Source organism: Sphingomonas sp. Leaf38, from assembly GCF_001421825.1.
In the GTDB taxonomy this organism is placed as follows: Bacteria; Pseudomonadota; Alphaproteobacteria; order Sphingomonadales; family Sphingomonadaceae; genus Sphingomonas.
Genome location: NZ_LMLD01000010.1, coordinates 303,719 through 329,285, shown reverse-complemented (window position 1 = coordinate 329,285; position 25,567 = coordinate 303,719). Strand labels below are relative to the sequence as shown.

Genomic DNA, 25,567 nt, shown 5'->3' with positions numbered 1-25,567 from the left:
GCAATACCGCGGTCGTTGACGACGATCAAGCGCGCGGCGTTCGCGCAGACGTCCGGCCGGATATGATCTGCTCAACAGGGCCGGATCGAACGAGTATCAAGGGCGGCGGGTATCGCGTGAATCCCCGCCGCCGCTTGCCGTGCAGTGCTGGCGGTTAAGCCTTAACGTGCTGCGAGATGTACTTGTTCATCTCGAACATCGTGCACTTGTCACGCCCGAAGACCTTCTTCAGCTTCTCGTCCGCGAGGATCTCGCGCTTGTTCTCAGGGTTCTGGAGGTTGTGCGCCTTGATGTAGACCCACACCTTGCTGATCACTTCGCTGCGCGGCAGCTTGTCGTTGCCGACGATCTCGCCGAGCTCGGGAGAGGGCTGAACGGGGGCGTGGATGCCGCCGGTCTTGGGAGCTGTAGCCATAAGCATTCCTTCCTGTTGCGCGCGTGCGTTTGGCACTGCGCGCGTGGTCACGCCTTGGTGAGCGCGTCCGCCTTGTGCGCTGCCTTGCCGCCCTTGTCACTCTTTACGATGAACTGGGGCTCCTCCTTGGAGGCCTTGACGGTGTGGCCCTTGATCGTCGTGTCGCTGGTCTGTTTCTTTTCGACGGTGCCGTGCGCCTCGCCGCCATGCGATTTCCAGGTGACCTCGTCGCCCTTCTTTGGATCCTTCATCGTCGCATCTCCTTGATTTGCAACGATCAAGCGCCGGAAGGCGGGTTTGGTTGCATGTCGCGCGGGTTGCAGACGGGCGGCCCGCGAGGCATCAGGGCGGCAATCAAGGAGACCGACCGATGAAGACCCGCGCCGCCGTAGCGTTCGAGGCAAAAAAACCGCTCGAGATCGTCGAACTCGACCTCGAGGGACCGAAATCCGGCGAAGTGCTCGTCGAAATCATGGCGACGGGCATCTGCCACACCGACGCGTACACGCTCGACGGGCTTGATTCGGAAGGGTTGTTTCCGAGCGTGCTGGGTCATGAAGGCGCCGGCATCGTTCGCGAGATCGGCGCGGGCGTGACCAGCGTCGCCGTCGGCGATCACGTGATCCCGCTCTACACGCCCGAATGCCGCCAGTGTAAGTCGTGCCTCAGCGGCAAGACCAACCTGTGCACCGCGATCCGCGCGACGCAAGGCAAGGGGCTGATGCCCGACGGGACGACGCGGTTCAGCTACAAGGGCCAGCCGATCTTCCATTACATGGGCTGCTCGACCTTCTCGAACTTCACCGTGCTGCCCGAGATCGCGGTCGCCAAGATCCGGGAGGACGCGCCGTTCGATACCAGTTGCTATATCGGCTGCGGCGTGACGACGGGCGTCGGCGCGGTCGTGCACACGGCCAAGGTCCAGCCGGGCGACACCGTCGTCGTGTTCGGGCTCGGCGGGATCGGGCTGAACGTGATCCAGGGCGCCAAGCTCGCAGGCGCCGGCATGATCGTCGGCGTCGACATCAACCCCGACCGCGAGGAATGGGGCCGCCGCTTCGGCATGACGCACTTCGCCAACCCCAAGGATGTGGGCGACATCGTGCCGCATATCGTCGCGCTCACCGACGGCGGCGCGGACTTCACCTTCGATGCGACCGGCAACACCACCGTCATGCGCCAGGCGCTCGAGGCGTGCCATCGCGGCTGGGGCACGTCGATCGTGATCGGCGTGGCCGAGGCGGGCAAGGAAATCTCGACGCGGCCGTTCCAGCTCGTCACCGGGCGCAACTGGCGCGGGACCGCGTTCGGCGGCGCGCGCGGGCGGACCGATACGCCGAAGATCGTCGACTGGTACATGAACGGCATGATCCAGATCGACCCGATGATCACGCACCGCCTGACGCTCGACGAGATCAACAAGGGCTTCGACCTGATGCACGCCGGCGAGAGCATCCGCTCCGTCGTGATCTACTGAGGAGCGGCCATGTTCACGCACATCATGCTGGGTGCCGACGATATCGCGGCATCGAAGGCGTTCTACGACGCGGCGCTGGGCGCGCTGGGCGTGCCCGAGGGCGTCGTCGATGACTGGGGCCGGGTGGTCTACGCGCATGCCGGTGGCCGCTTCCTGCTGACCAAGCCGATCGATGGCCAGCCGGCCAGCCACGGCAATGGCAGCACGATGGGGTTCGCCGCGGCCTCGACCGATGCGGCGGATGCGTGGCACGCGGCCGGCCTCGCGCATGGCGGTACCGCCTGCGAGGATCCCCCCGGCGTGCGCGAGGCGACCGGGGGGCGGAAACTGTATCTGGCGTATCTGCGCGATCCGTCGGGTAACAAGATCTGCGCGCTGCACCGGGTCGCGTGATGGAGACCATCTCCACCAGCAAGGCCTATGGCGGTACCCAGGGCGTGTACCGCCACGCCTCGACCGCGACCGGCACCGACATGAGCTTCGCCGTCTACGTCCCGCCGCATGATGATGGCGCGCGGTTGCCGGTGCTGTGGTTCCTGTCTGGACTGACTTGCACGCATGCCAACGTCATGGACAAGGGCGAGTATCGCCGCGCCTGCGCCGAGCTCGGCGTGATCCTGGTCGCGCCCGATACCTCGCCGCGCGGCGACGACGTGCCCGACGACGACGCGTATGATTTCGGCAAGGGGGCTGGCTTCTACGTCGATGCGACGCAGGAGCCCTGGGCGGCCAATTTCCGGATGCGCTCCTATGTCGAGGACGAACTGCCGGCACTGATCGCGGCGCGGTTTCCGATGGCGGATATGGGCCGGCAGGGAATCATGGGGCATTCGATGGGCGGGCACGGCGCGCTGACGATCGCGCTACGCAATCCGGATCGGTTCAGGAGCGTCTCGGCGTTCGCGCCGATCGTGGCGCCGTTGCAGTGTGCCTGGGGCGAGAAGGCGCTTGGCGGGTATCTCGGGCCCGATCGGATGGCGTGGCGATCGTACGACGCGTGTGCGCTGATCGCGGATGGGGCGCGGGTGGCGGAGATCCTCGTCGATCAGGGCGATGCGGATGGGTTCCTTGCCGAGCAGCTGAAGCCGGAATTGCTCGCGGAGGCGTGCGCGGCGGCGGGGATCGGGCTGACGCTTCGAATGCAGCCGGGGTATGATCACAGCTACAACTTCATCTCGACGTTCATGGGCGAGCATGTCGCCTGGCATGCCGAGCGGCTGGCGTACCGTCGGGTCGGGTAAGGAGCTTGGGGTAGCCGTTGGCCTGTTTACGGTTACCCCCCTCCGTCATCCTGACGAACGTCAGGACCCGGGGTTACAGACGTGACGCTGCTTGGCTCCGGGTCCTGACTTTCGTCAGGATGACGAAGGGGGCGGCTGCCGCGTAAATCCTCCCCCGCCAGGGGGAGGCGGCTGGCGCTTGCCGAACGGAGGGGGAGGGCAGGGAAACCTGCGTTGCGTGTCCTCCCCCTCCGTCGCTTCGCGCCACTTCCCCCTGGCGGGGGAGGATCGTTAGCGGGGCAGCATGCAGACTTTGCGCAACCTCAGAACTTGAACCCCGCCGCTACGCCATACCGTCGCGGTTCGATCGTGAAGATGTTGGTGAACAGCCCGGCCGACTGATCGGTGACATATTGCCCGGTGATCGCGTTGTTGTTCGCCAGGTTCTGCACGAAGCCGCGGACGTAGAACCGGTCTTCGCGCGCGTTGAGCTGGACCTGCATGTTGACCACCGCATAGCCCGGGATGCGGTCGACGATGGTGTTGAAGATGCTGGCCGCGAACCCGCCTGTATAGTTGAGATCCGCACGCGGCACGAGGTTCATGCCGTTGGCGAAGTCGATCGTGTACTGCGCACCGACCGACCATTTGTACGTCGGCGCCTGCGGCAGGCGGTTGCCGCGGATGTTGGTCGTCACGCCGTCGAGCACCGATACGCCGCTCGCCGCCGCATTCGCGCCCAGTGCCGAGCAGATACCGAATGCGCCGGTCGCCGCGACCGTCGGGATTGCGGTGGGGCCTCGCAGGCCGACCGCGCGATTGACCACCGTGACATAGCCGTTCGACAGCGCGGCATTCCCCGCCGCGTTGGGTACGACGACGCAGTTCGATGCGTTGGTGATGTCCTTGATGATCACCGCGTCGGCCCGCCCGCCCGACACGTCGCGCGGATTGACCAGGAACTTGTCGCTCGACACCTTCGAATGCAAATAGCTCGCATTCATGTTGACGACGAACGCTGGGATCGGGCTCATGATCGCCTCGGCCTCCACGCCATAGATATCGGCGTTGACGTTGTCGTTGACCGAGGTGCGCGCGACGATCCGGCTCAGCTGCAGGTTCTTGTACTGGTAATAGAAGCCGGTGAGGTTCAGCCTGAACTGGCCGCCGCCAAAGGTGTTTTTCGAGCCGATCTCGTATGCGTTGACCTGTTCCGGCTCGAACGTGCTGCTGACGTTGAACAGCGGCAGCAGCGGCGGGTTGATCCCGCCCGACTTATACCCGCGCGAATAGGAAGCGTAGAGCAGGTTGTTCTCGGTGATCCGGTAGTCGAGCACCGCGCGCCCGGTAAGCCGCGAGAAGCTGACCTGCGCATTGGCGAATTCCTGCCGGCCGGGTAGATTGGGGTCGAAATCGACCGTGCCATAGTTCAGCCCCTGCTCGATGCCCGTCGCGCCGATCGGAGTCAGCACATTGAGCGCGAGGTTGCGCGCCTGGTCGGTCTTCTTGTCGCGATTGTAGCGCAGGCCGACAGTCAGCTTGAGCGCGTCGGTGAACTTGAAATAGGTCTCGCCGAAGATGCCGTAGGATTTTAGGCGGAACTCGGTGTCGCTGTTGCGATAGAAGGGCGTCGCCAGGAAATAGCCGTTGCCCGCGGGCAGCCCGAGCCCCGCCGCGTTCGCCGAGCCGAGGATGCCCGAGGCGTAATCGAGCCCGAACGCGTTGACGAAATAATCGGTGTTGGTGGATTTGCTGTCGACATAGATGCCGCCGAGCAGGAAGTTGAACATTCCGTCGAAATTGCTGTCGAGATGCGCCTCGGCCGAATATTGGCGATTCTTCTGGCGCGAGCGGTCGAAGTCGAGGCTCTGCGGATAACAGCCGATCGAATTGCCGCCATAGATGCCGACATTGTTCGGATCGGCTGCCGACTGGCATGCACCCCCGGCCGGGCCGTTGGGGATCAGCGTCTGCCGCACGCCGTTGAGGAAGGCGAACGGCGATCCGGTGCGCGCCAGCGCGTTAAGCGTGGCGAGCCCGGCGTTGTTGGTCAGCGAGTTTTCGACCGCGAGGTTGTAGTCGGTGCCGCTGTCGACGACGTTGCGCGTATAGCCGCCGGTGAAGTTCAGGCTGACGGGGCCAAAATCATGGAAGATCTTCGCGGTATATTGTTCCTCCTTGGCGAAATAGGTCGGGCTATAGTCGAGCGATACGGTGCGGACATCACGCGGATTGACGACGCCGGCATAGCTGTCCTGCCCGTACAGGCTCTGCAGACCGAACCGCGCCAGCGCGGGGTTGTTGACCGCGAAGAACTCGTTCGAGCTGAGTACCGCGGCAAGCGTCGAATTGCCGTTCGCGGTTTCGTTGGCGAGCCGGTCGGGCAGGCACCCGAGCACGCCCGTCGGGTCACGGTGGCACAGCTGTTTCTGCAGTCGCGAGCGATCGTCCTTCTCGCGGAAATAATAGCCGATCAGGTCGATCCGCGTGGCACTGGTCGGCTCCCACGACAGCGTGCCGCGAACCGAATAGAGATCGCGCCCGTCGATCTTGCGACCGTCATAGAGGTTCTTGGTATAGCCGTCGCGGTTGAGATAGGTTCCGGCCACGCGAATGCCGAGCGTGTCGGTGAAGGGCAGGTTGAACATCGCCTTCACGCGCTTCGAGTCGTAGTTGCCGTATTCGAACTCGGCGGCGGAATGGATCGCGGACAGATCGGGCTTGGCGGAGATGAAGTTGACCACGCCCGAGGTCGCATTACGGCCGAACAAAGTACCCTGCGGTCCGCGCAGGACCTCGATCCGCTCGAGATCGAAGAACTCGCTCTCGAACAGGCGGGTCGTGACCAGCGGCATGTCGTTGACGTGGATCGCGGTCGCCGTGTCGCAAGTCGCGCCGGTGCACAGATCGCCGATCCCGCGGATCGTGAAGCTCGACGTGGTGAAGTTGGTCTTGGTGAAGGTGACGTTGGGCAGCGTTTGCTGGAGCGCGCTCGGGTTGACGATCTGCTGCTTGGCGATGTTGTCCGCGGTAAAGGCACTCACAGCAATCGGAACGTCCTGCAAACGCTGCGATTGGCGTTGCGCGGTAATCACGATATCCTGCGATGCGTAGGCGCTCGATGACGTGTCTGCCGGAGCGGTCTGCGTCGACGTCGTTTGCGTCGACGTCGTTGGCGTTGACGTCGTTGGCGTTGACGGGGCTTCCTGCCCCGGACCGTTGGTGGGTGCGGTATTTTCAGCGGACGTTGTGGTCGCGGTCTGCGCCATTGCCGGCGCAATCGACAGGAGTATCATCGCCGATGCGGCGAGCAATTCGAACTTTGCCATTGCAGTCCTCTCCCCGATCGTGCCGGTCTATGCCGATTCACGATTTCGTTTTTCAGGTATGGCGAAGTAACGACCAAAAAAATCAGCCGTCAACGCTTTTTCTTCCCCGGAAAACCGGGATTTACTGCGCGTGGCCGAAATGAAACAGTTGCAAAAAAGGACCCATATTCCGATGTTTGGGTATGCTGACAAAGGGTGTTGCGATGCGGGATGAACTGGGCGAGCCCAAGGGGCGGTCGGTTGCGGAGGATGTGCTGGGTCCGGATGGCAAGGTGATTGTGCCCGATGACGTAGCGTCGGCGATCCGCACCCTGATCCGCTGGGCTGGCGACGATCCGACGCGCGAGGGGCTGCTCGATACGCCGCGTCGTGTTGCACGTGCGTGGAAGGAATATTGCGCGGGCTATGGCGATGATCCGGCCAAGCACCTCGAACGCGTGTTCGAGGAAGTGGGCGGTTATGACGAGATCGTGCTGCTCAAGGACATCCCGTTCCAGTCGCACTGCGAGCATCACATGGCGCCGATCATCGGCAAGGCGCATATCGCGTACCTGCCGCGCAACCATGTCGTCGGCATTTCGAAGCTCGCGCGCGTGCTGCACGGCTTCGCGCGGCGGTTGCAGGTGCAGGAGCGGCTGACCGCGGAGGTGGCCGATTGCATCTGGGACAACCTCAAGCCGCAAGGTGTCGCGGTGGTGATCGAGGCGAGCCATGCCTGCATGACCGCGCGCGGCGTGCGGACGCCGGGGGTGACGATGGTCACCAGCCGGATGATGGGGGTGTTCCGCGACGACGAGCGCAGCCGCAAGGAAGTGCTGTCGTTGATGGGCGCGCGCGCATGAGCCGAACCGTCCTGGTGACGGGCGGTGCGAAGCGGCTGGGCGCGGCGATCGTCCGGCGGCTGGCGGCGGACGGGCATGCGGTGGTCGTCCACCAGGGGCACTCGCCCGCGGAGGCGGCGGCACTGGTCGACGAGATCGCCGCGACGGACGGGCGGGCAGCGGCGGTCGGGGGGGATCTGAGCGATCTCGGCGCGATTGGCAAACTGTTTTCGGCCGCGCGGGCCGCAATCGGCGGGCCGATCGACGGGCTAGTGAACTGCGCCTCGCGGTTCGAGTTCGACCGGCCGCCGGGCGTCGATCCGGTGCTGTTCGCCGAGCTTGGCGCGATCAATTGCGGGGCGCCGGTGTTGCTGGCCTCCGCGCTGGCATCGCAGGACGATGTGACGGACGGTGCCGTCGTCAACGTGCTCGACCAGAAGGTGGCCAATCTCAACCCGGACTTCTTCTCCTATAGCTGCGGAAAGATCGCGCTCGAGGGGGCGACGACGATGCTCGCGCAGGCGCTGGGCCCGCGGGTCGTGGTGAACGCGGTGTCGCCCGGTTTGACGCTGCCGAGCGGCGACCAGAGCGAAGAAGAGTTTGCGGCGGTCGCGAGCGACAATCTGCTCAATCGGCCGGTCGGCGCGGAGGCGGTCGCGGACGCGGTCGCGTGGTTGCTCACTGCGCAGGGCGTGACGGGGCAGAACCTGTTCGTCGATTGCGGGCAGCGTTTTCTGGCGCGCGATGGCGACGTTATGTTCGAGGGGCGCAATGGCTGAGTTCACGACGATCCTCGATGGGCTCGAGGTGATGATGCGGCTCGGGATCCATCCGCACGAGGTGGCGCCGCAACGCGTGGTCGTCTCGGTCGAGATGACGGTCGTGTATCCCGGGCCGCTCGGCGAGGATGCGATCGGCGAGGTGCTCGATTATGATTTCGTCCGCGCGGAGATTCTGGCGATGGCGGCGGAGCGCCCGTTCGCGTTGCAAGAGACGCTGTGCGAGGCCATCGCCGCGCTTTGTCTGAGTGACGAGCGGGTGAGGCGGGTCGAGGTCGAGACGATGAAGACCGACGTCTACCCCGACGCCGCGATCGGGTGCCGGATCGTCCGGGACCGCGCGATCTAGTGGAGGCGATAGTTTCACGACCGGGCGCGTTTGCTTCCCGGGATCGGCGCCGATCCTGGAGCCGGTTCGTTCCCTCCCCATAACCCCCAATCCGGAGACTTATGGTGAACATTCTCGTCGTCCTCACCTCGCATGCCGATCTCGGCGATACCGGCCGCAAGACCGGCTTCTGGCTCGAGGAACTTGCCGCGCCCTATTACGTGTTCAAGGATGCTGGCGCGTCCATCACGCTCGCCTCGCCGGCGGGGGGGCAGCCGCCGCTCGATCCGAGCAGCGCGAAGCCCGACGCGCAGACCGACGCGACCCGCCGGTTCGAGGCGGATGCAGAGGCCAGTGCGGCGCTCGCGGATACGCGGAAACTGTCCGAGATGAAGATCGCCGATTTCGACGCGGTGTTCTATCCGGGTGGACACGGCCCGCTTTGGGATCTCGCCAACGACACGACATCGACCGCGCTGATCGAGACGACCATCGCCGCGGGCAAGCCCGTCGCGCTGGTCTGTCACGCGCCTGGCGTGCTGCGCGACGTGAAGGCCGCCGATGGCTCGCCGCTCGTCAAGGGGAAGGCGGTCACCGGCTTCACCAATGGCGAAGAGGCGGCGGTCGGGCTCAGCGATATCGTGCCGTTCCTCGTCGAGGATATGCTCACCCAGCAGGGTGGCGATTATTCGAAGACCGCCGATTGGGGTGTGCATGTCGTCGAGGACGGCTTGCTGATCACTGGGCAGAACCCGGCCTCGTCGGAAAAGGCAGCACAGACGCTACTGGCGAAGCTCGCCTGAGAGAACGGCCACCGGCTTGACCGGTGGCCGCCTTTAGAGAGGTCAAGCGCGGTTGGCGGCGCTGAGGACGGCGCGGACCGAGGCGGTCGCGATGTCGGTGTCCATGCCGACGCCGAACACCGTCTTGCCCGCCGCGGTCCGGCATTCGACATAGGCGGCGGCCTGCGCATCCGCGCCGTGGCCGATAGCGTGCTCGTTATAGTCGACGACGTCGAGCGTCGGGCCGGTCGACTCAGCAATCGCTGCGATCACGCCCGAGATCAGCCCGTTGCCGCGGCCTGAGATCGACCGCTCCTCGCCATCGATCGCGACGCGGCCGATGAAAACGCGTTGGCCCGCCGTGCCGCTTTCCTCATAGTCGCGCAGTTCGACGCGGTCGTCCGCCTGCGGCATGTAGGTCCGCTCAAACAGGCTCCAGATATCTGCGGCGTTCAATTCACGGCTGGTCTCGTCGGCATAGGCCTGGACGTGGCGGCTGAAATCGGCCTGGAGACGCTTGGGGAGCTTGAGCCCCTTGTCCTGCTCGATCACCCAGGCGACGCCGCCCTTGCCCGACTGCGAATTGACGCGGATCACTGCCTCGTAGCTGCGGCCGAGATCGGCGGGGTCGATCGGCAGATAGGGGACTTCCCACAGCGTGTCGTTCTTTGCCTCCTGCGCGGCAAATCCCTTCTTGATCGCGTCCTGATGCGACCCCGAAAACGCGGTGAAGACGAGGTCGCCCGCGTAGGGCGTGCGCGGGTGGACGGGAATATTGGTGCAGTAATTGACCGTGTTCACGACGCCGTCAATGTCCGACAGGTCGAGCTTCGGATCGACGCCTTGCGTGTACATGTTGAGCGCGACGGTCACGAGATCGCAATTGCCGGTGCGCTCGCCATTGCCGAGCAGGCAGCCCTCGACCCGGTCCGCGCCCGCCATCATGCCGAGCTCGGCCGCGGCGACGCCGGTGCCGCGGTCGTTGTGCGTGTGCAGCGAGATCGCCACCGAGTCACGGTTGCGGATGTGGCGGCCGAACCATTCGATCTGGTCGGCATAGATGTTCGGCGTCGCGCACTCGACGGTGGCGGGCAGGTTGAAGATGATCGGATTGTCGGGCGTCGGCATCAAGACGTCCATCACCGCCTCGCAGACCTCAAGGCTGAAATCGAGCTCGGCGGTTGAGAAGGTCTCTGGGCTGTATTCGAACTGCCATCGAACATTGGGCTGTTTTGCGGCCTCGTCGCGCAGCACCTTGGCGCCGTCGATCGCGATCTGCTTCACCTGTGCGCGGTCCATCCCGAACACGATCTTGCGCCATGCCGGGCTGACCGCGTTGTAGAGGTGGACGATCGCGGTCTTCGCGCCGACGAGGCTGGCGAAACTCGTCTCGATGAGGTCGCGGCGCGACTGGGTCAGCACCTGGATCGCGACGTCGTCGGGAATGCGGCCGGTCTTCACCAGGCCGGAAATGAAGTCGAACTCGGTGGCGCCGGCGCTCGGGAAGCCGACCTCGATCTCCTTCAGCCCGACCTTGCAGAGCAGGTCGAAGAAGCGGGTCTTCTTCTCGGCATCCATCGGGTCGATCAGCGCCTGGTTGCCGTCGCGCAGATCGGTCGACAGCCAGCGCGGCGGCTTGACGATCGTCTTCGACGGCCATTGGCGGTCGGGCAGGTCTATTTGCGGGAAGGGTCGGTACTTGGTCGATGGGTCGCGCAGCATGGCTCGTGTCTCTCGTGATCGGGAGCGTTCGGGTCAGCCCTTAGGCGCGAGGCGCGGGGGCTGGCCACCACGCAAACGATCGGCGCGCCTAAGGGCGCGTAAGTCGAAGCAGCGAAAGGCGAAGGACCGGCGTCATTGCGCTCACGCTATCGCCGACCGGCGCCGATTGTCCAGTCAAAATGGATCAGCCTGGAGCGTACGCCGGATCCTATGGCTGATAGCCTGTCAGTGGCCACGTGATCGGCCGGTTTGGAGAAAAGCCATGACCAAGACGATCTACAGCATCGGATGTGTCCACGTCGAAACCGGAAAGAGCCTCCCGCCAACACTGACGATCACCGCCGATGGCATCGTCGAAAGCGGCGGGTGGACGAACCCGACCTTGTCGAAACATATCTATATCACGCCCCCCGAAGATGGTGTGCAGGGATATGATTTCGTCGCCGATGAGCCCGACGGCATGGTGATCCAAGTCCTCACACCGGTGAAGACGACCTATACCGATCGTCAGGAGGACTGGGTGACCGCGGTCGCGATCCATTCCGCTACGAACACGGTCACGGTCACCCTGGCGGTATCCGTGACCGTGCCCTAGCGACAGGCGCGATCAGTTGGCCGCGAACGCAGCGTTGATCGTCAGGTCCACCTTGTCCGACACGACGGGGGCATAGGCACCGAGGTTGAAGTCGCTGCGCTTGATCGAGGTCGTCGCGCGGAAGCCGAAGTTGAGCTTCTTGTTCATCGGGTTCGCGCCCGCGCCGACGAAGGTCGCCTGCAGCACGACCGGCTTGGTGACGCCCTTGAGCGTGAGGTCGCCAGTGATCGTCGCCTTGTCGCCGGTTGCGACGACCTTGGTCGAGACGAACTTCGCGGTCGGGTAGGTCGCGGCGTCGAAGAAGTCCTTCGACTTCAGATGGCCCGCGAACGGCGCCGCGGTGACCGAGAGCTGGTCGATCGCGAAGTCGACCGCGACCTTGGTCGCGTTGGGTTTGGCGGGATCGATCGTGATGCTGCCACCCGATGCGCCGAACTGCCCTTCGAGCATCGAGAAGCCCATATGGTTCACCTGCCACGTGACCTGCGTGTGGTTCGGATCGACCGCGTAAGTGCCGGCGGCGACTCGTGCCTTGACGGGGGCGCCGGGAACGCCCGCGGTCTGCGCGAGCACGCTTTGCGTGATGAGCGGCGCGGCGGTGAGGGCAAGGACGGTGGCAAGGGCGAGGCGCATGGAAAGTCTCCTGTTGATCGCGCGATGCTGGCCGAGGGGAGGATCCGCGTCAAACGACGTTATGCCAACGCTGTGTTTCGAAATGGCGCCGTCGGTGCGTGAGCCGCAGTCGCGCGCCTGTCGCATAAGGGCCTGAGGTGGTGCCGGTTGCAGGAATCGAACCCGCGACATCCAGTTTACAAAACTGGCGCTCTACCAACTGAGCTAAACCGGCCCGGTGCGCGTCAGGCGTAATCGCCCCATGCTTCAAGACACGCCGAAGGTCCAGCCCTCGGTTTGCGCGATATGCGGTGTCATCGCGGTCGGGCTCCACAATTCGGGGCGATAGGCGTTGCTGCGTAGCCATGCGGCGGTCAGGATCGCGTCGGTGGCGTGATCGTCGTAGCGGGCAAGAGGAACATGCGGCGCGCTGCCGAGTGCCGCCAGCGCTGTATCGAGCGACGCGCCGTCGCGGATCTTGCTGAGCCCCTTGCGCATACCGGCGGCGCGCGCCGCGATCGTGGTGTATATCTCGACGATTGTCGGGCCGTGCGGCGGGAGCGGGTCGAACGGCCAGACGGGTATGCGATCGGCGAGGCGGTGCAGCACGCGCATTCCGGTCAGACTCGATTTGCCGACCTGCGCCGCGCCGACGAGGTTCAGGTTGCTGGTCGGGCTCAACCCTTGGCGTCGCTGTGCCTCCTCGGTCACGCGGAGCCGGCCGCGGCCGTCAAAGAATTCGCCCTTGCGACCACCGTGGCGCCGCAGATGCCGTGCGACCTCGTCGTGATCGACGAAGCTGCTTGCGCCGAGGTGCGGATCGTCGGCACAGATCCGCTCGACGAGCGCCCAGAGCGATCGCGCATCCGCCGGGCTGTCCGACCAGCCGGGGAAGAACTCACCGCGATCGACGAAGGGGAGCGACGGCCCGAGATCGAGCCCGACCAGCGTATCCCGCGGCATCGTGTCCGCGAGCCAGTCGCGCGCGGCGGCGCGCGACCACCCGCCCTCGACCGTGATCAGCGTCGGCGCTGCGGATCCCTGCGTGCAGATCGCGACGGCAATCCCCGACTGGCGAGGACCCACCGCGCCAGACCAGTCGATCGCGGCGAAATGGCCGAAGCGGTCAGGGGCGATCGCCATAAGCCTTGCGCTGCCTAGTCGATGCCTGATCCCACCATGCACGGGCGATCACGCAGGCGACCCGCGTCGTATCGCTCGCGCCATACCGAACCAGCAATCCGGGCCATGTCTCGTAATGCGGTGTCTGCCAGAAAATGTCGGGATCGGTCGCGATCAAGACGGCCTTTTCCTCGTGCGGGCTGCGGACGTGGAAGCTGCCGTCGACGTGCCCGGCGCTGACGAACATTTTGCCGCGCGTCTTGATCGCGGGCTGGCCGTAGCAGGTCGATGGTTCGGTATCAGGGAGCGACAGCGCGTAGCTGGCGACGGCCTGCCAATCGTTCATGATCGTTTTGTCGCGCGCAAGCTGTCCCAATACGCCAGGCGTTCCGACAGGCGCTTCTCGAAGCCGCGTTCGGTCGGCGTATAGAATGTCTGCGGTCCCATCTCGTCAGGCCAGTAATCCGAGCCCGAGAACGCATCCTCCGCATCATGGTCGTACGCGTAGCCCTTGCCGTAACCGATATCGCGCATGAGCTTGGTCGGGGCGTTGCGGATCGCGGCGGGGGGCATCAGCGAACCGGTCTCGCGCGCCGATTTCCACGCCGCCTTCTGCGCCTTGTAGACTGCGTTCGATTTGGGCGCGGTAGCGAGGTAGACGCAGGCCTGCGCGATCGCGAGCTCGCCCTCGGGGCTGCCGAGCAAGTCGTAGGTGTCCTTGGCGGCGATGCACTGGACCAGCGCCTGCGGGTCGGCGAGACCGATATCCTCGACCGCGGCACGGGTCAGGCGACGGAGCAGGAACAGCGGCTCCTCGCCGGCGGTGAGCATCCGCGCCAGATAATAAAGGGCCGCCTGCGGGTCTGAGCCACGGATCGATTTGTGGAGCGCGGAGATGAGGTTGTAATGCCCCTCGCGATCCTTGTCGTACACCGCGACGCGGCGTTGCAGGAAATTCGACAGCCCGGCGGGATCGAGCGGTTCAGGCAGGTTTACCGAGAACAACGTCTCCGCCTGATTGAGCAGGAAGCGGCCATCGCCATCGGCGCTGGCGATCAGGGCGCCCATGGCGGGCGGGGTCAGGGGAAGGGGGCGCTCCATCTCCGCTTCTGCGCGCTCGAGAAGTTGTTCGAGCGCGCCACGGCCGAGCCGTTCGAGGATTAGCACCTGCGCCCGGCTGAGCAACGCGGCATTGAGTTCGAACGAGGGGTTCTCGGTCGTGGCGCCGACCAGCGTTACCGTGCCGTCCTCCACATACGGCAGGAAGCCGTCCTGCTGCGCGCGGTTGAAGCGGTGGATCTCGTCCACGAACAACAAGGTACGTTTGCCGATCTTGGCATGCTCTCGCGCCTCGGCGAAGGATTTCTTGAGATCCGCGACGCCGGAGAACACCGCCGAGATCGCGACGAACCGCAGGTCGACGGCGTCCGCGAGCAACCGCGCGATCGTCGTCTTGCCGGTGCCGGGCGGGCCCCACAGGATGATCGACGACAGTCGTCCCGCCGACACCATCCGGCCAATCGCGCCTTCGGCACCGGTGATGTGATCCTGCCCGACCACTTGGGCGAGCGTGCGCGGGCGCAGGCGATCGGCGAGCGGCGCGTTCTCGGGATGCAGTTCGGTAGGAGCGGCGGGTTCGAAGCCCGCAAAGAGGTCGGCCATGAGCGGAAGATAGGGGCGTGGGGCTGGTTTGCCCATCCAGCACCGCTTGTCAGACGCACGCCGTCCGCGCGGAGGTGGGGATCGATACCGGCTGGTGGCCCTGCGTGGTCGCGCTGTCCAAGGGGCTGGGGTCCTGCCTCCCAGGAGTGACGGACGAGAAACGCAGAGCTTTCTCAACCCTCCCCTTGAACCAGGAAAAGTCCAAGATATATCTTATCTCATGAGAAAAGATATATCGGAGAACAGTCAAATGCGGTTTGGTATGGGATATGGAGCATGGACGGGTGGTCCACGAGCCGGCGACCACGGCCACGGTCATGGCCCTCGCGATCACGGCGACGAGCATATGACGTGGAAGCGCGGCGGTGGTCCGCGCGGTCGGGGTCGGCGACTGTTCGACGGCGGCGAGATGAAGCTTGTCCTGCTCAAGCTGATCGCTGACTCACCGCGTCATGGCTATGATCTGATCCGCGAAGTCGAGGGACGGTCTGGCGGCGCCTATGCGCCTAGTCCGGGGGTCGTATACCCGACGCTGAGCACGCTCGACGACATGGGTCTTATCGAGGAGCAGAAATCGGAAGGCGCGAAGAAGCGCTTTGCGGTGACCGCTGAGGGGCAGGCGATCCTGACGGAAAACATGGCCGTCGTGGATGGCCTGTTCGCGCGGCTTGCAGCCGTGGGTGCGGAGTCGGAGCGGACCGATGGCGCGCCGATCCGGCGGGCGATGGGCAATCTGCGCCAGGTGCTCCAGCACAGGCTGATGCGCGAGGACGTCAACGAGGACACGCTGCATGAGGTCGCGGCATTGCTCGACGAGGCGGCGCAGAAGATCGAGCGCTTGAAGTGAGCGCCGCACCAAAGGTCTCGGTCGCGCGGGTACCGACCCATTCGGCCAGCAAGTACCTCCAGCAGTTGGCCAAGCATTGGAGCCACAAGATGGAGGTCAGCTCTTCCGAGGAGGAGGGCCGCATCGCCTTTCCGAACGGCGCGCTGCTGGAGATGCGTGCGGACAGCGAAACGCTCGACGTCGCGCTGACCGTGCCGGAAGGCGAGGACGTCGAGCGGATGCGCGGGGTCGTGTCAAGCCACCTCGACCGGTTCGCCTTTCGCGAGGCGCCGCTGACGTTCGATTGGTCGACTGTCTGAGAGCGTCTCGTCGCGACTTCGTCATCCGACGAAAGCCGGGACCCGGCGTTACGGGTGCCGGCGTCCGTCGCGCCGTCATGCTGGACCGAGCCATGGAGGACGACGCGCAGCCCGTACTAGCTGCCCCGCCGTGCCATCACCTCGAGATATGTGTCCAGCACCGTCTGGTTGATCGTGTCCCAAAGATACCCGGCGGCCTTGTCGTGTCCGGCCCAACCCATCGTCTCGCGCAGGCCTGGCTCCGATACGATCCGCCCGATCGCATCCGCATAACCCGAGATATCCGTGGGCGGCACCAGGAACCCCGTCACGCCGTCATCGATCAACCCGACCGCGCCCGACGCGCGCGCAGCTACGACGGGAACACCCGCTGCCATCGCTTCGAGCGTCACATTGCCGAACGTCTCGGTCACGCTCGGGTTGAAGAACACGTCCATCGACGCGACCGCACGGCCGAGATCGTCACCCGACTGGAACCCCGCGAACACCGCCTCCGGCACGCGCTCGGCGAACCAGTCGCGCGCCGGACCCTCGCCGATCACCAGCACCTTGTGCGGCATGCCGCGCTGCTCCAGCGACCGGATCACGTCGGCGAAGACGTCGAGCCCCTTTTCCTTTACCAACCGCCCGAGAAACCCGACCGCGACCTCGCCGTCGGCGATGCCGCGCGCGCGCCGCCACGCCAGGTCACGACGCGTCGGCGTGAAGCGATCGTGGTTCACGCCGCGAGACCAGATCGCGGTCGGCGTCGTCACGCCCCAATCGCGGACGATCTCGGCCATGCCGCGCCCCGGCACCAGCACTTCGTCGACGCGGTTGTAGAAGCGCGTCAGGATCTTCACCATGACGGGCTCGAAGAACGCCATCTTGTAATAGCGGAAATACGTCTCGAACCGGGTGTGCAGCGACGCGACTGTCGCGATGCCGCCGCGGCGACCATAGCTGATCGCGCGATGGCCGAGGAAATCGGGTGCCGAGACGTGGATGATGTTCGGCGCGAACGCCTCGAGATCACGGCGGATCGCCGCGGGCAGCCCGCGCGCCATCTTGTATTCGCCACGTCCTGCGGGAAGCGGTAGCGACGGCACCGCGACCAGATCACCCGTCGGCGGAAACGCCGGCTTGGCGTTGGTCGGGGAATAGACACGCACTGTTACGCCCTTCGACAACAGATGGCCGACGAGCAAATTCAACGCCTGGTTCGCGCCGTCGCGAACGTAATTATAGTTGCCGCTGAACAGGGCGATGCGCAGGTCGGTGGCGTGCATCATCGCGCGGATAACGCCGTGCGCGGTCAAGCGCCACTAAATCCGCAACTTGCCGCGCGCGCCGCCCATTGATGTTCCCGTATCGTTCTCGTACATCGGTTGCATGGCGAAACCCCAGAAGCGTTACGTGTGTCAGGCCTGCGGATCGGTGTCGCACCGCTGGGCGGGGCAATGCGCCGATTGCAACGAATGGAACACGCTGGTCGAGGAGGCGAACACCGCTGCCACGCCGTTCCATTCCAAGCACAATCTGCAGACCGGCGGCCGCGCGATCCAGCTCGTCGGGCTCGATGCCGAGATCAAGCTGCCCGACCGGATGGCGACCGGTATCGCCGAACTCGACCGCGCGCTGGGCGGCGGTTTCGTCGAGGGATCGGCGACGCTGATCGGCGGCGATCCCGGCATCGGCAAGTCGACGCTGCTGTTGCAGGCGGCGGCCAAGATGGCCCTGGCCGGGCAGTCGGTCGCGTATGTGTCGGGCGAAGAGGCGGCCGACCAGGTCCGTCTGCGCGCGCGACGGCTCGGGCTCGGCAATGCACCGGTGCAACTGGCGGCGGCGACGTCGACGCGTGACATCCTGACGACGTTGCAGACGCGGCCGCCCGCTATGCTCGTGATCGATTCGATCCAGACGATGCACTCCGATCTGATCGAGGGGGCGCCGGGCACCGTCAGTCAGGTCCGTGCGTCTGCGCAGGAGCTGATCCGGTTCGCCAAGGAGCGTGGGACGGCGGTGGTGCTGGTCGGGCATGTGACGAAGGACGGCTCAATCGCAGGGCCCCGCGTGTTGGAGCACATGGTCGACACGGTGCTGTCATTCGAAGGCGAGCGCAGCCACCAATACCGCATCCTGCGCGCGATCAAGAACCGCTTCGGCGGGACCGACGAGATCGGTGTCTTTTCGATGCAGACCGAGGGGTTGGCGGAGGTCGGCAATCCGTCGTCGCTGTTCCTGACGCACCGCGACGACGCTATGACCGGCGCGACGGTGTTCCCGGCGCTCGAGGGGACAAGGCCGGTGCTCGTCGAGATCCAGGCGCTTACCGTGCGGCTGGCATCGGGGGCGACGCCGCGGCGTGCAGTCGTCGGCTGGGATTCAGGCCGTCTCGCGATGATCCTCGCGGTGCTGGAAGCGCGCTGCGGTCTGAGTTTCTCCAACGCCGAGGTCTATCTCAACATCGCCGGCGGCTACCGCGTGCAGGATCCGGCGGCAGACCTCGCAGTGGCGGCCGCGCTCATATCGGCGATGTCGGAACGCCCGGTCCCGGTCGACGCGGTGGCGTTCGGCGAGGTCGCGCTGTCGGGTGAGATCCGCCCGGTCGCGCATGGTCCGTTGCGGCTGAAGGAGGCGAGCAAGCTCGGGTTCGAGCGCGCGCTTGTACCGGCTTCGATGACGGGCGAGAAAAGCGGGATGAACCTCTCGGGCTTCAAGACGCTCGCAGCGTTCGTCGATCACATGATGGGGCGGGGATAGGCGCCGTTCCAAGGCGACGTACCGCGCCATCACGAAATGGTCGTTCCCATACCCGAAGACGGACACCTCCGTGACGTTCTCCGGTCGAACACGCGTCGATCGAACCGTGCACAACGGCATCGTCGCATGCACGCCCGGCCAAGCGTCGCGCGCCCAATGCATGGTCTCTCGCGCCAGCTATGCTATGGCGCCGGCATGGCGAACACGCGAAGCAATACCGGTACCGTCGAGGTCGACGGTACCAGATACGACTGGCACCTGCAGCGCGAGCCGCAGTGTACGGATGCCGATGGTTGGAAGGGCATGACGATCTCGCTGTTGCAGGACGATGCCAAACGCGAAGCCCTACTCGAGTTCCCCGCGCCCAAGCGGCTCTTGAAAGGGTTGCCGCGCGGGCGGCTGCAGATCGACGATGCGACGATCTCGCGCGGCGTACGAGCTGCATTGCTCGCGGGATGGGAGCCGAGGTCGCGCGGCAAGCCGATGGTCTTCACGGTGGACGCCGAGGGCAATTGAGCCGTGGATCGGCGTGAGACCGCGACACCGACCCCGGCAGAGGCGCCGCGTCTCCCGAGACAGACCGACGCCGATCTTGAAACGGCGCTGCTGGGGCCGCTCGTGGCCGATCGCGCGTGTGGCGATTGCACCGCGTGCTGCACCGAATTGACGGTGGACACACCAGAGTTCGCCAAGCCCGCGGGGACGCCGTGCATCCACCTCTGTGATCGGGGGTGCGGTATCCACGCGGTCCGCCCGCGCATCTGCCGGACGTGGTTTTGCGCGTGGCGAAGGATTGCGCGCCTTCCGGACGACGCCCGACCCGATCGGTCCGGCTTGCTCGTGTCGCTCAATTTCGTCAGCGCACCGCAGAATTGCCTCGAAGCCGTCTCGATCCATGTTCGCATGCTCGCCGGCAGCGACGCGATCGCGAATGGCATGGCGGCGGCCGTATTGGACAGCGTGTGCGACCAGCTGGTCCCGGTCTGGTTCAGCGACGGGGCGCAGAAAATGCTGATGCATCCCGACAACGACGTCGCCCGCTTCGTTCTGTCGGGAGAGACGGCGCCCGCGTCCTTGCAAGACGAGGTCGCGGCGTGGCGCGAACGCTACGCCGCGTTCGGTTCGCGCCGATAGGGTCTGGTGTGCGCGGTCGGCGGAACGCCGAGTCTGCGCGGGTAGCGTGCAGCGCACACTAGCGGTTCGCGCCGCGCGTCCCTATTCCAGAGGCCATGAACCTTACCGCCCTAGACATCGTCGTCCTGCTCGCCGTCGCCGGCTCCGCGGTGCTAGGGTTGATCCGCGGGTTCGTCACCGAAGTGCTGTCGATGTTCGCGTGGGTGGCGATGGTCGCGATGCTGAAGCTGTTCCACATCCCGCTCGCCGCCGCGCTGTCGCCGATGATCGGCACGGTCGGTGGCGCCGCGGTGCTCGCGTTCGCGATCATCACCGGCGTGACTTATATCGGCGGGCGGCTTGTCGCGAAGGCGATCGGCGCGCGAACGCGGACGTCGATCCTCGGCCCCGTCGACCGCGCGCTCGGCTTCGGGTTCGGTGCGCTCAAAGGCCTGATTCTCGCCAGCCTTGTCTTCCTGCTCGCGACGCTCGTCATCGATACGATGAGCGGCGGCCCTTCGCGGCGGCCCGAATGGATGACGCGGTCGCGCACCTATCCGCTGCTCAACGCAACCAGCGCGGGGATCGCCGATTTCGTCGACCGCCGCCGCCGCGGTCAGCCGGTCTTCGGCGCACGGACGCCGCCCTCTCACTCCGACAACGCAAGCGAACCCAAGTCATGAGCGCGCCACTCTACAATGCCGAGATCCTTCGCCTTGCCGCGACGATCCCGCATCACGAACGCCTTCCCGAGCCTATGGCGACCGTCGAAAAACGCTCGCCGATCTGTGGTAGTCGCGTGACGATCGACGTAACGGTCGACGGCGAAGGCAAAGTCAGCGCGGTCGGTCTGTTGGTTCGCGCCTGCGCACTGGGGCAGGCGTCGTCCTCCCTGCTCGCCGCCAATATTCTCGGGCGCACGCCGGCCGAACTCGCCGCCGCGCGCGACGCGGTGACGGCATGGCTTGCGCGCGAGGGCGATGCGCCCGGTTGGCCGGGTATGGATATCTTCAGCCCCGCGCTCGACTATACCGCGCGCCACGCTTCGATCCGGCTCGCGTTCGAAGCCGCGGCCGAGGCTGCCGACACCGCTGTAAAGGCGAAGGTCTGATGGCCGAGGCTTCGCCGTCGTTGCTGCGGGACGGCGTCGTGCTGCTCGGGTTCGGGCTGATGTTCGTGCTGTTGTTCCGGCGGCTTGGGCTCGGCGCGACGCTGGGCTATCTGGTTGCGGGCGCGGTCGTCGGACCGCATGTGCTCGGGCTGGTCGGCGATGCGGAATCGAAGCTTGGGTTCGCCGAACTCGGTATCACGTTGCTGCTGTTCATCGTCGGGCTCGAGCTCAATCCGACACGATTGTGGCGGATGAAGGAGGAAATCTTCGGGCTCGGCCTGTTGCAGGTGGCGATCTGTGGGCTTGCGATCACGGCGATCGTCTGGATCGGTGCAAAGTTCTCGCTGCCCGCGGCGCTCGCGCTCGGCCTCCCGCTCGCGCTGTCGTCGACCGCGCAGGTGTTGCCGATGCTCCGCTCGTCGGGCCGGATGCGCACCCCGTTCGGTGAGCGCGCGTTCTCGATCCTGCTGTTCCAGGACCTTTCGATCGTGCCGCTCATCACGATCGTTGCGGCGATGAGCCGGAACCCGGCCGATGCCAACGCGCCGCCGGGCTGGCTGCTCGCGGTCTATACCGTGCTGGCGGTGGTCGGACTGGTTATTGCCGGACGGTTCCTGTTGCGCCCGTTCTTCCGCCTGATCGGCAATCTCGGCGAGCGCGAGATGTTCGTGTTCGCGGGCCTGTTCACGGTCATCGCCAGCGCGGCGATCATGGAATGGCTCGGCCTGTCGACGGCGCTCGGCGCGTTCATCGCCGGCGTGATGCTCGCGGACAGCCCGTATCGGCATGAGCTTGAGGCCGATGTCGAGCCGTTCCGCTCGATCCTGCTCGGCCTGTTCTTCCTCGCCGTCGGCATGGTGCTGGATTTGAATGCGATCGCCGAGCGACCACTGTTCGTGCTGGCGATGGCGGCGGCGCTGATCGCGACCAAGACCAGCGTCATCATGCTGATCGGCATGGCGTTCAAGATGACGTGGCGACAGGCGTTCGCGCTCGGCCTGCTGCTCAGCCAGGGCGGCGAGTTCGGGTTCGTGCTGTTCGCGCAGGCGCAGGCCGGGCTGCTGATCGAGCCGCAGGCGGCGAGCCTGTTCGGTGCGATCATCACGCTGTCGATGGCGACCACGCCGTTCCTGATGGGGATCACGCGGCGCTTCCGGACCGAGCCCGTTGCCAAGGACCAGGAGCGCGATGGGCCAAAGACCGACGGCGCCAATGCGATCATCGTCGGCTATGGGCGGTTCGGCCAGACGGTCGGCCAGATGCTGCTTGCGCAGGACATCCCGGTGACGCTGATCGACACCGACATCGAGATGATCGACATCGCCGGCGAATTCGGCGCGAAGGTCTATTATGGCGACGGCACGCGGCTCGACCTGCTGCGCCAGGCAGGCGCGGCGGAAGCGGAGATCATCTGCTTCTGCATCGACGGCGACCAGCTCGATCCTGCGACGATCGAGGGTGTGCACGAGGCGTTCCCCGACGCCGCGATCTATGTCCGCGCCTATGATCGCCGCGCGCTGGTCAAGCTGAAGAACAGCTCGGCGAATGCGGTCGTCCGCGAAGTGCTCGAATCCGCGGTGAAGATGGCGCGGCTGGCGATGCGCGGGCTCGATATCGCGCCCGCCGACATCGACCGTGCCGAGGAGAAATACCGGTCGCGCGATAAGGAGCGATTGCAGCTTCAGATCGACTCGGGCGATATGCGCGCGGCGCGCGCCGAAACCGCCAGACGTTTTCCCTGGGGGACAGACGGCCAATGATCATCGCCATTCTTGCGGCGTTTTCCGGCGCGATCGCGGTCGCGGCGGGGGCGTTCGGCGCGCACGGCGCAAGCGGCGCCGCGGCCGAATGGCTCAAGACCGGCGCACAGTATCAGCTGGTGCACGTGGTCGCGGCGCTGGTCGCGATCCGGATGGAGGCGCGGGGGCCCGCATGGCTGTTCGTGGTCGGCGCTGCGATCTTTGCGCTGACGCTGTACGCGATGGCGTTGGGGGCGCCGCGCTGGTTCGGCGCGATTACGCCGATCGGCGGGGCGCTGTTGATCGCCGGCTGGTTGTGGCTGGCATGGAGCGCGCGCAGCTAATCCCGCGCGAGCCGCTCAGCGCAGTTCCTGTTGCCAGAGCCGGATCTGTTCGATCGGATCGACCTCTGCGACGGCGGTCGCGACCGCTGCACGATAGCCGCCGGGACGCAGGCCATAGCGCGCCAGGAACGCGCGGCTCGCATGGCTTTCGGTGAGAAACCCGGCATCGATCGCGATTTCCGCGAATGGCCGCTGTTCCGCCGGATTGGACAGCGCCCGCCGGATCTGTTCGAGCCGTCGCGTCTGGATGAAGGCGGCAAGCCCCTGGTGCGGCCGCAACAGACGGTAGAGCGTCGCACGCGACACGCCGCTTTCTGCGATCGCCGTTTCGGCATCGAAACCGGGGTCCCCCAGCCGACCGTCGACGAGTATGCGGAACTGGCCCAGCCGCCTGCCGTCGCGGCTTGCGTCGACGACCGGATCGCGCAGGCCATGCGACTCCAGCGCGACCTTGAGCAGCGTGCACAGCGCCGATGTCGCCCCGGGCAATGACGACGTCTTCATCGTCGGCAGGTTGGTCAGTAGCGACCGGACGAAATCGGCATAGAGCCGGCAATCGTCGGCATCGAGCACCAGGCCGTGGAATCCCGAGAGCGGCCCGATGGTCTCTTCGATCCGGTCCTGCGCGATTGCCAGCGTCGCGATGTGGGCGTCGCGCATCATGTTGCGCCCCGTGCGGGAGACATCCACCAGGATGATCTCGCCAGGCTTCAGGTCGCGTATGCCGTCGCCGAGATCGACCTGAAGCAAGCCGTCGATCAGCAACGTCACCGTCCAGTGCGTAAAGCCGTCACGGCCAGCGCGCAGTTCGCCGCGACCGTGACCGATGTCGTTGAGGTGCCGATCGTAGAGCAATGCCCGATCCAGTCGCCAGGCTTCGAACGTCGCGCGCGGGAATGGTCCGATCTGCGTGATGTCGGCGCCCATCGCGTACAGCGCCCTGTAGCGCTCGATGCGCGCGTCCGGGGGTATCGCCTCGCTGTCGAAACTGACTCGTTCTGGTGATTCCGTGCCTGACATCAGCGCAGGGCAAGCCGATAGCGGCGATCCACGCCGCCGACCGCGATCGCGCAGAGCCCGCATGCGATCGCGGCGGTGAGGAACAGGGCGACGCCGAGCGATGTGTCTTCGATCGCGCCGGCATGTGATGTCGCCAGCACGCCGGTCAGCAAGGGCCCAACGCCGACGCCGATGAGCGTGACGAGTGCGAGGAACACGGCATTGACGGTGACACGATGAGATTGAGGAGTGAGCATCTGAACACCAAACAATCCAGCGAACGAGGCGATCCCTAGCGAGATATTGGCAATCGCGACGCCGGCGATCGCGCCTCCCAGTCCCGGTGCCCAGATTACTGCGGCGAGCGGCAGCAACGTCGCGGCGAGCCCAGCCAACACGATCACCGGGATGCGATCGTGCCACGCGGTGTACCGTGTCATCAGCCAGCCACCGGTGATCTGCCCGGCCGGTGCGGCAACCAGCGTGACCGCGCCGAGCAGCATCGCCGCATGCGCGGGGGTGAGTCCGCGATCGCGGACGAAGAGGCTCGGCAGCCACCCGCCTATCGCCTGGATCACCAGGACAGGCATGATCGCAACTGCAAAGAAGAGCGCGAGCGTGACCCAGTCGATTTGTACCGCCTCCGAGCAAGGCGGCATGTCGGAGATCGTCCCGGTCGCGCTTTCCGATCGGGGGGGGCGGAGTCCGACCCGCACGAGAAACGGCAGGGTGAGCAAATTCGGCAACGCGGTGATCGCGTACAGCCATCGCCAATCCGTGCTGCCGTTGCCCGATGCACCGTCACCGCCGCGTGCGACCATGGCAAGGACGGATAGCAGTGCACCGACCGTCAATAACGCAACGCTCCGCCCGATTGTCGATCCGCTGGTGAACAACGAGAGCGCGCGTGCGCGATCCTTTGGGCTCGTATCGTCGATGAGCCAGGAAATCGCGACCGGAACGAACATCGCCTGGCCCACGCCAAGCGCCGCGCGCGCCAGCGTCAATGCACCGATGCTGTGCGCCGTCCCGGTCGCGAGGCTTGCCGCGGTCCACAGGACGAGCCCGGCGACCAGCCACCAGAGCGACGCCCGCCGCCCGCGCAGTATCGCCGCCAGCGCAAGCGCAGTCACACCGTACGGGAGCGCGAAGGCGGTACCGATGATCCATCCGGCCTGCGCATCGCTCATCGCGATGTTCAGGCGCATCAACGGCAATGCGCCACCGATCATTGTTCGGTCGATGAATGCCAGACAATGGAGGACAGCAAGAACGACGATCACAGGCCTGATGACACTCGCCTCCAGGCGTACGAAAGTTCCAATATCCTAGTCGATGTGGCTTCGAAGGTTGCGATGGTCAACCGGTGGCACGAAGACACGTGGTCGCGTTGACGGGGAAATTCGCATCGTCCGGCAATTATAATTGGCATCACGCCGGCCGGATCGGGGGATCCCGCAGGGTGTGGGATAAGAGAAATCGATGAGGCTTGATCCGCAAACGATCTGT

At 65.5% G+C, this 25,567-nt stretch carries 28 protein-coding genes and 1 tRNA gene; 17 read left to right on the top strand and 12 right to left on the bottom strand.

What is annotated here, in order from left to right:
- Window positions 1-154: 154 nt before the first annotated feature.
- Window positions 155-415: an SWIB/MDM2 domain-containing protein gene (locus ASE88_RS07090; protein ID WP_031394799.1), complete on the bottom strand. Its 261-nt coding sequence runs from the start codon at window positions 413-415 to the stop codon at window positions 155-157.
- A 47-nt stretch (window positions 416-462) separates the two neighbouring features.
- Window positions 463-666: a DUF2945 domain-containing protein gene (locus ASE88_RS07085; protein ID WP_056411381.1), complete on the bottom strand. Its 204-nt coding sequence runs from the start codon at window positions 664-666 to the stop codon at window positions 463-465.
- Window positions 667-785: 119 nt separating this feature from the next.
- On the opposite strand from ASE88_RS07085, the gene ASE88_RS07080 reads away from it, so the two are divergent.
- From ASE88_RS07080 to fghA, 3 genes are read left to right on the top strand one after another with little or no spacing between them, the layout of a single operon-like run.
- Window positions 786-1,892: an S-(hydroxymethyl)glutathione dehydrogenase/class III alcohol dehydrogenase gene (locus ASE88_RS07080; protein ID WP_056477006.1), complete on the top strand. Its 1,107-nt coding sequence runs from the start codon at window positions 786-788 to the stop codon at window positions 1,890-1,892.
- A gap of 9 nt (window positions 1,893-1,901) precedes the next feature.
- Window positions 1,902-2,285, top strand: coding sequence for a VOC family protein (locus ASE88_RS07075; protein ID WP_056477003.1), 384 nt, complete (start codon window positions 1,902-1,904; stop codon window positions 2,283-2,285).
- Window positions 2,285-3,133, top strand: a complete 849-nt coding sequence (gene fghA, locus ASE88_RS07070) for an S-formylglutathione hydrolase (protein ID WP_056477000.1) — start codon at window positions 2,285-2,287, stop codon at window positions 3,131-3,133. Before ASE88_RS07075 ends, fghA begins: the two co-directional genes overlap by 1 nt.
- 302 nt (window positions 3,134-3,435) lie before the next feature.
- Here fghA and ASE88_RS07065 read toward each other — a convergent pair whose 3' ends face one another.
- On the bottom strand, window positions 3,436-6,441 hold the full coding sequence (locus tag ASE88_RS07065) for a TonB-dependent receptor (protein WP_056476997.1): 3,006 nt from the start codon (window positions 6,439-6,441) through the stop codon (window positions 3,436-3,438).
- Between the two features lie 203 nt (window positions 6,442-6,644).
- Here ASE88_RS07065 and folE point away from each other — a divergent pair, with 203 nt between their 5' ends.
- The 4 genes from folE (at window position 6,645) to ASE88_RS07045 (ending at window position 9,172) form a co-directional block, all read left to right on the top strand.
- Window positions 6,645-7,283: a GTP cyclohydrolase I FolE gene (gene folE / locus ASE88_RS07060; RefSeq protein ID WP_055880423.1), complete on the top strand. Its 639-nt coding sequence runs from the start codon at window positions 6,645-6,647 to the stop codon at window positions 7,281-7,283.
- The gene (locus ASE88_RS07055) at window positions 7,280-8,041 is read left to right on the top strand and encodes an SDR family NAD(P)-dependent oxidoreductase (protein ID WP_056476994.1); all 762 of its coding nucleotides are present in this window, start codon (window positions 7,280-7,282) and stop codon (window positions 8,039-8,041) included. The genes folE and ASE88_RS07055 overlap by 4 nt, the downstream gene beginning before the upstream one ends.
- The gene (locus ASE88_RS07050) at window positions 8,034-8,390 is read left to right on the top strand and encodes a dihydroneopterin aldolase (RefSeq protein WP_056476991.1); all 357 of its coding nucleotides are present in this window, start codon (window positions 8,034-8,036) and stop codon (window positions 8,388-8,390) included. The genes ASE88_RS07055 and ASE88_RS07050 overlap by 8 nt, the downstream gene beginning before the upstream one ends.
- 104 nt (window positions 8,391-8,494) lie before the next feature.
- A complete protein-coding gene (locus ASE88_RS07045) occupies window positions 8,495-9,172 on the top strand; it encodes a type 1 glutamine amidotransferase domain-containing protein (RefSeq protein WP_056477201.1) in 678 nt (225 codons plus the stop codon).
- Window positions 9,173-9,214: 42 nt separating this feature from the next.
- Here the strand turns inward: ASE88_RS07045 and leuA are convergent, their stop codons facing one another.
- Window positions 9,215-10,873: a 2-isopropylmalate synthase gene (leuA, locus tag ASE88_RS07040; protein ID WP_056476988.1), complete on the bottom strand. Its 1,659-nt coding sequence runs from the start codon at window positions 10,871-10,873 to the stop codon at window positions 9,215-9,217.
- 262 nt (window positions 10,874-11,135) lie between these two features.
- Here leuA and ASE88_RS07035 point away from each other — a divergent pair, with 262 nt between their 5' ends.
- Window positions 11,136-11,468, top strand: a complete 333-nt coding sequence (locus tag ASE88_RS07035; protein ID WP_055879092.1) for a hypothetical protein — start codon at window positions 11,136-11,138, stop codon at window positions 11,466-11,468.
- A 12-nt stretch (window positions 11,469-11,480) separates the two neighbouring features.
- On the opposite strand, the gene ASE88_RS07030 is transcribed toward ASE88_RS07035, so the two are convergent.
- The 5 genes from ASE88_RS07030 to ASE88_RS07010 all read right to left on the bottom strand — a co-directional run bounded on the left by ASE88_RS07030 (window position 11,481) and on the right by ASE88_RS07010 (window position 14,864).
- Window positions 11,481-12,101 carry a YceI family protein gene (locus tag ASE88_RS07030; RefSeq protein WP_055879095.1) on the bottom strand — a complete coding sequence of 207 codons (621 nt, stop codon included), beginning with the start codon at window positions 12,099-12,101 and terminating at the stop codon, window positions 11,481-11,483.
- 138 nt (window positions 12,102-12,239) lie between these two features.
- Window positions 12,240-12,315 (bottom strand) — tRNA-Thr (locus ASE88_RS07025).
- A gap of 32 nt (window positions 12,316-12,347) precedes the next feature.
- Window positions 12,348-13,223, bottom strand: coding sequence for a hypothetical protein (locus ASE88_RS07020; protein ID WP_056476985.1), 876 nt, complete (start codon window positions 13,221-13,223; stop codon window positions 12,348-12,350).
- On the bottom strand, window positions 13,207-13,548 hold the full coding sequence (locus ASE88_RS07015; protein WP_056476982.1) for an MmcQ/YjbR family DNA-binding protein: 342 nt from the start codon (window positions 13,546-13,548) through the stop codon (window positions 13,207-13,209). Before ASE88_RS07015 ends, ASE88_RS07020 begins: the two co-directional genes overlap by 17 nt.
- Window positions 13,545-14,864: a replication-associated recombination protein A gene (locus tag ASE88_RS07010; protein ID WP_056476980.1), complete on the bottom strand. Its 1,320-nt coding sequence runs from the start codon at window positions 14,862-14,864 to the stop codon at window positions 13,545-13,547. The genes ASE88_RS07015 and ASE88_RS07010 overlap by 4 nt, the downstream gene beginning before the upstream one ends.
- A gap of 250 nt (window positions 14,865-15,114) precedes the next feature.
- Here ASE88_RS07010 and ASE88_RS07000 point away from each other — a divergent pair, with 250 nt between their 5' ends.
- Entirely contained in the window at window positions 15,115-15,711 is a 597-nt protein-coding gene (locus ASE88_RS07000; RefSeq protein WP_056476972.1) for a PadR family transcriptional regulator, read from the top strand.
- A complete protein-coding gene (locus ASE88_RS06995) occupies window positions 15,708-16,010 on the top strand; it encodes a DUF2218 domain-containing protein (RefSeq protein WP_056476969.1) in 303 nt (100 codons plus the stop codon). Before ASE88_RS07000 ends, ASE88_RS06995 begins: the two co-directional genes overlap by 4 nt.
- A gap of 116 nt (window positions 16,011-16,126) precedes the next feature.
- Here the strand turns inward: ASE88_RS06995 and ASE88_RS06990 are convergent, their stop codons facing one another.
- Window positions 16,127-17,278 carry a glycosyltransferase family 4 protein gene (locus tag ASE88_RS06990; RefSeq protein ID WP_056477198.1) on the bottom strand — a complete coding sequence of 384 codons (1,152 nt, stop codon included), beginning with the start codon at window positions 17,276-17,278 and terminating at the stop codon, window positions 16,127-16,129.
- 103 nt (window positions 17,279-17,381) lie between these two features.
- Here ASE88_RS06990 and radA point away from each other — a divergent pair, with 103 nt between their 5' ends.
- The 7 genes from radA to ASE88_RS06955 all read left to right on the top strand — a co-directional run bounded on the left by radA (window position 17,382) and on the right by ASE88_RS06955 (window position 23,059).
- Window positions 17,382-18,752: a DNA repair protein RadA gene (radA, locus tag ASE88_RS06985; RefSeq protein WP_055879116.1), complete on the top strand. Its 1,371-nt coding sequence runs from the start codon at window positions 17,382-17,384 to the stop codon at window positions 18,750-18,752.
- A gap of 195 nt (window positions 18,753-18,947) precedes the next feature.
- Complete coding sequence (locus ASE88_RS06980; protein WP_056477195.1) at window positions 18,948-19,268, top strand: hypothetical protein; 321 nt, start codon at window positions 18,948-18,950, stop codon at window positions 19,266-19,268.
- 87 nt (window positions 19,269-19,355) lie between these two features.
- Complete coding sequence (locus ASE88_RS06975; RefSeq protein WP_056477192.1) at window positions 19,356-19,886, top strand: YkgJ family cysteine cluster protein; 531 nt, start codon at window positions 19,356-19,358, stop codon at window positions 19,884-19,886.
- Between the two features lie 95 nt (window positions 19,887-19,981).
- Window positions 19,982-20,548: a CvpA family protein gene (locus ASE88_RS06970; RefSeq protein ID WP_056476966.1), complete on the top strand. Its 567-nt coding sequence runs from the start codon at window positions 19,982-19,984 to the stop codon at window positions 20,546-20,548.
- Entirely contained in the window at window positions 20,545-20,976 is a 432-nt protein-coding gene (locus ASE88_RS06965; protein WP_055879126.1) for an iron-sulfur cluster assembly scaffold protein, read from the top strand. The genes ASE88_RS06970 and ASE88_RS06965 overlap by 4 nt, the downstream gene beginning before the upstream one ends.
- The gene (locus ASE88_RS06960; protein WP_056476963.1) at window positions 20,976-22,736 is read left to right on the top strand and encodes a cation:proton antiporter; all 1,761 of its coding nucleotides are present in this window, start codon (window positions 20,976-20,978) and stop codon (window positions 22,734-22,736) included. Before ASE88_RS06965 ends, ASE88_RS06960 begins: the two co-directional genes overlap by 1 nt.
- Entirely contained in the window at window positions 22,733-23,059 is a 327-nt protein-coding gene (locus tag ASE88_RS06955; protein WP_055879133.1) for a DUF423 domain-containing protein, read from the top strand. Before ASE88_RS06960 ends, ASE88_RS06955 begins: the two co-directional genes overlap by 4 nt.
- A gap of 15 nt (window positions 23,060-23,074) precedes the next feature.
- Here the strand turns inward: ASE88_RS06955 and ASE88_RS06950 are convergent, their stop codons facing one another.
- A complete protein-coding gene (locus ASE88_RS06950; RefSeq protein WP_162233404.1) occupies window positions 23,075-23,986 on the bottom strand; it encodes a helix-turn-helix domain-containing protein in 912 nt (303 codons plus the stop codon).
- A 92-nt stretch (window positions 23,987-24,078) separates the two neighbouring features.
- Window positions 24,079-25,341: an MFS transporter gene (locus ASE88_RS06945; protein WP_268795099.1), complete on the bottom strand. Its 1,263-nt coding sequence runs from the start codon at window positions 25,339-25,341 to the stop codon at window positions 24,079-24,081.
- Window positions 25,342-25,567: the final 226 nt, after the last annotated feature.

Coding starts and splice junctions, on each gene's coding strand:
- ASE88_RS07090 (WP_031394799.1), bottom strand. CDS start 415: ATGGCTACAGCTCCCAAGACCGGCGGCATCCACGCCCCCGTTCAGCCC.
- ASE88_RS07085 (WP_056411381.1), bottom strand. CDS start 666: ATGAAGGATCCAAAGAAGGGCGACGAGGTCACCTGGAAATCGCATGGC.
- ASE88_RS07080 (WP_056477006.1), top strand. CDS start 786: ATGAAGACCCGCGCCGCCGTAGCGTTCGAGGCAAAAAAACCGCTCGAG.
- ASE88_RS07075 (WP_056477003.1), top strand. CDS start 1,902: ATGTTCACGCACATCATGCTGGGTGCCGACGATATCGCGGCATCGAAG.
- fghA (WP_056477000.1), top strand. CDS start 2,285: ATGGAGACCATCTCCACCAGCAAGGCCTATGGCGGTACCCAGGGCGTG.
- ASE88_RS07065 (WP_056476997.1), bottom strand. CDS start 6,441: ATGGCAAAGTTCGAATTGCTCGCCGCATCGGCGATGATACTCCTGTCG.
- folE (WP_055880423.1), top strand. CDS start 6,645: ATGCGGGATGAACTGGGCGAGCCCAAGGGGCGGTCGGTTGCGGAGGAT.
- ASE88_RS07055 (WP_056476994.1), top strand. CDS start 7,280: ATGAGCCGAACCGTCCTGGTGACGGGCGGTGCGAAGCGGCTGGGCGCG.
- ASE88_RS07050 (WP_056476991.1), top strand. CDS start 8,034: ATGGCTGAGTTCACGACGATCCTCGATGGGCTCGAGGTGATGATGCGG.
- leuA (WP_056476988.1), bottom strand. CDS start 10,873: ATGCTGCGCGACCCATCGACCAAGTACCGACCCTTCCCGCAAATAGAC.
- ASE88_RS07035 (WP_055879092.1), top strand. CDS start 11,136: ATGACCAAGACGATCTACAGCATCGGATGTGTCCACGTCGAAACCGGA.
- ASE88_RS07030 (WP_055879095.1), bottom strand. CDS start 12,101: ATGCGCCTCGCCCTTGCCACCGTCCTTGCCCTCACCGCCGCGCCGCTC.
- ASE88_RS07020 (WP_056476985.1), bottom strand. CDS start 13,223: ATGGCGATCGCCCCTGACCGCTTCGGCCATTTCGCCGCGATCGACTGG.
- ASE88_RS07015 (WP_056476982.1), bottom strand. CDS start 13,548: ATGAACGATTGGCAGGCCGTCGCCAGCTACGCGCTGTCGCTCCCTGAT.
- ASE88_RS07010 (WP_056476980.1), bottom strand. CDS start 14,864: ATGGCCGACCTCTTTGCGGGCTTCGAACCCGCCGCTCCTACCGAACTG.
- ASE88_RS07000 (WP_056476972.1), top strand. CDS start 15,115: ATGCGGTTTGGTATGGGATATGGAGCATGGACGGGTGGTCCACGAGCC.
- ASE88_RS06990 (WP_056477198.1), bottom strand. CDS start 17,278: ATGCACGCCACCGACCTGCGCATCGCCCTGTTCAGCGGCAACTATAAT.
- radA (WP_055879116.1), top strand. CDS start 17,382: ATGGCGAAACCCCAGAAGCGTTACGTGTGTCAGGCCTGCGGATCGGTG.
- ASE88_RS06980 (WP_056477195.1), top strand. CDS start 18,948: ATGGCGAACACGCGAAGCAATACCGGTACCGTCGAGGTCGACGGTACC.
- ASE88_RS06970 (WP_056476966.1), top strand. CDS start 19,982: ATGAACCTTACCGCCCTAGACATCGTCGTCCTGCTCGCCGTCGCCGGC.
- ASE88_RS06965 (WP_055879126.1), top strand. CDS start 20,545: ATGAGCGCGCCACTCTACAATGCCGAGATCCTTCGCCTTGCCGCGACG.
- ASE88_RS06960 (WP_056476963.1), top strand. CDS start 20,976: ATGGCCGAGGCTTCGCCGTCGTTGCTGCGGGACGGCGTCGTGCTGCTC.
- ASE88_RS06955 (WP_055879133.1), top strand. CDS start 22,733: ATGATCATCGCCATTCTTGCGGCGTTTTCCGGCGCGATCGCGGTCGCG.
- ASE88_RS06950 (WP_162233404.1), bottom strand. CDS start 23,986: ATGGGCGCCGACATCACGCAGATCGGACCATTCCCGCGCGCGACGTTC.